The organism is Mycobacterium sp. SP-6446 (genome assembly GCF_001954045.1).
Lineage (GTDB): Bacteria > Actinomycetota > Actinomycetes > Mycobacteriales > Mycobacteriaceae > Mycobacterium.
The window spans coordinates 1-2,099 of sequence record NZ_MBEM01000014.1; the positions used below are offsets into that span (position 1 = coordinate 1).

A 2,099-nucleotide genomic window follows, 5' to 3' on the forward strand; every position below is an offset into this window, starting at 1 on the left:
GGTGCGCTCGGTGGGGGCGCAGTGGCTGGACGTCGGGATCGACGCGGCCGGCGAGGGCGGCTACGCCCGCGAGCTCACCGAAGACGAACGCGCCCAGCAGCAGAAGGCGTTGGAAGACGCGATCAGCGGATTCGACGTGGTGATCACCACGGCGTTGGTGCCGGGCCGGCCCGCGCCGCGTCTGGTGACCGCCGCGGCGGTGGAGGCGATGAAACCCGGCAGCGTCATCGTCGACCTGGCGGGAGAGGCCGGCGGCAACTGCGAGCTCACCGAACCGGGGCAGACGGTGGTCAAGCATGACGTGACTATCGCGTCGCCCCTGAACCTGCCGGCGACGATGCCCGAGCACGCCAGCGAGCTCTACAGCAAGAACATCACCGCGCTGCTGGATCTGCTGATCAAGGATGGGAAGCTGGCGCCGGACTTCGACGACGAGGTCATCTCGGAGTCGTGCGTGACCCGCGGGGAGGACTCCTAGATGTACGACGAACTATTGGCCAATCTGGCGATCCTGGTGCTCTCCGGGTTCGTCGGGTTCGCGGTGATCTCGAAGGTGCCCAACACGCTGCACACCCCCCTGATGTCGGGGACCAACGCCATCCACGGGATCGTGGTGCTCGGCGCGCTGGTGGTGTTCGGCGAGGTCGAGCACCCGTCGCTGGCCGTGCAGATCATCCTGTTCGTGGCGGTGGTGTTCGGGACACTGAACGTCATCGGCGGTTTCATCGTCACCGACCGGATGCTCGGCATGTTCAAGGGCAAAAAGCGTGTGCCCCAAGCGAAGACCGAGGAGCCGGCGGCCAAATGAACTACTTGGTAATCGGCCTGTACATCATTTCGTTCGCGCTCTTCATCTACGGTCTGATGGGTCTGACGGGCCCCAAGACCGCGGTGCGCGGCAACCTGATCGCCGCGGTGGGCATGGCCATCGCTGTGGCGGCGACCCTTGTCAAGATCCGGCACACCGACCAATGGGTATTGATCATCGCCGGCCTCGTGGTGGGCGTCGTGCTCGGTGTTCCGCCGGCGCGGTTGACCAAGATGACCGCCATGCCCCAGCTGGTGGCGTTCTTCAACGGCGTCGGCGGCGGCACCGTCGCGCTCATCGCGCTCTCGGAATTCATTGAGACATCAGGCTTCTCGGCCTTCCAGCACCACGAGTCGCCGACCGTGCACATCGTGGTGGCGTCGTTGTTCGCCGCGATCATCGGATCGATCTCGTTCTGGGGCTCGATCATCGCGTTCGGCAAACTGCAGGAGATCATCTCCGGATCGCCGATCGGTTTCGGCAGGGCCCAGCAACCGATCAATGTGCTGCTGCTGGCCGCGGCCGTCGCGGCCGCCGTGGTCATCGGCCTGGACGCACACCCCGGCAGCGGCGGGGTGTCGCTGTGGTGGATGATCGGCCTGCTGGCCGCGGCCGGCGTGCTGGGCCTGATGGTGGTGCTACCAATCGGCGGCGCCGACATGCCCGTGGTCATCTCACTGCTGAACGCGATGACGGGGCTGTCGGCCGCCGCGGCGGGATTGGCGTTGAACAACACCGCGATGATCGTGGCGGGCATGATCGTCGGCGCCTCGGGTTCGATCCTGACCAACCTGATGGCCAAGGCGATGAACAGGTCCATCCCGGCGATCGTCGCCGGCGGTTTCGGCGGCGCTGGCGTCGCGCCCAGCGGCGACGGCGGCGGCGACAAGCACGTCAAGTCCACATCGGCCTCCGATGCGGCGATCCAGATGGCCTACGCCAACCAGGTGATCGTGGTCCCGGGTTACGGCCTGGCCGTCGCGCAGGCGCAGCACGCCGTCAAGGACATGGCTTCGCTGCTGGAGGACAAGGGCGTGCCGGTGAAGTACGCGATCCACCCGGTGGCCGGCCGCATGCCCGGGCACATGAATGTGTTGCTGGCCGAGGCCGAGGTGGACTATGACGCCATGAAAGACATGGACGACATCAACGACGAGTTCGCCCGCACCGACGTCGCGATCGTCATCGGCGCCAACGATGTCACCAACCCGGCGGCCCGCAATGAGGCGTCGAGTCCGATCTACGGCATGCCGATTCTCAATGTGGACAAGGCCAGGTCGGTGATCGTGCT

2 protein-coding genes and 1 pseudogene are annotated in these 2,099 nt (G+C 66.1%); all 3 read left to right on the plus strand.

Going from position 1 to position 2,099, the window contains the following annotated elements; genetic code table 11:
• Positions 1 to 478 (plus strand): annotated as a pseudogene (locus A5736_RS01355) (NAD(P)(+) transhydrogenase (Re/Si-specific) subunit alpha); the annotation flags it as partial.
• The gene (locus A5736_RS01360) at positions 479 to 808 is read left to right on the plus strand and encodes an NAD(P) transhydrogenase subunit alpha (RefSeq protein ID WP_076121505.1); all 330 of its coding nucleotides are present in this window, start codon (positions 479 to 481) and stop codon (positions 806 to 808) included.
• Positions 805 to 2,099: NAD(P)(+) transhydrogenase (Re/Si-specific) subunit beta (locus A5736_RS01365; RefSeq protein WP_076244090.1), on the plus strand; the 1,295-nt coding region annotated here is incomplete at its 3' end. The genes A5736_RS01360 and A5736_RS01365, both read left to right, overlap by 4 nt.

Coding starts and splice junctions, on each gene's coding strand:
- A5736_RS01360 (WP_076121505.1), top strand. CDS start 479: ATGTACGACGAACTATTGGCCAATCTGGCGATCCTGGTGCTCTCCGGG.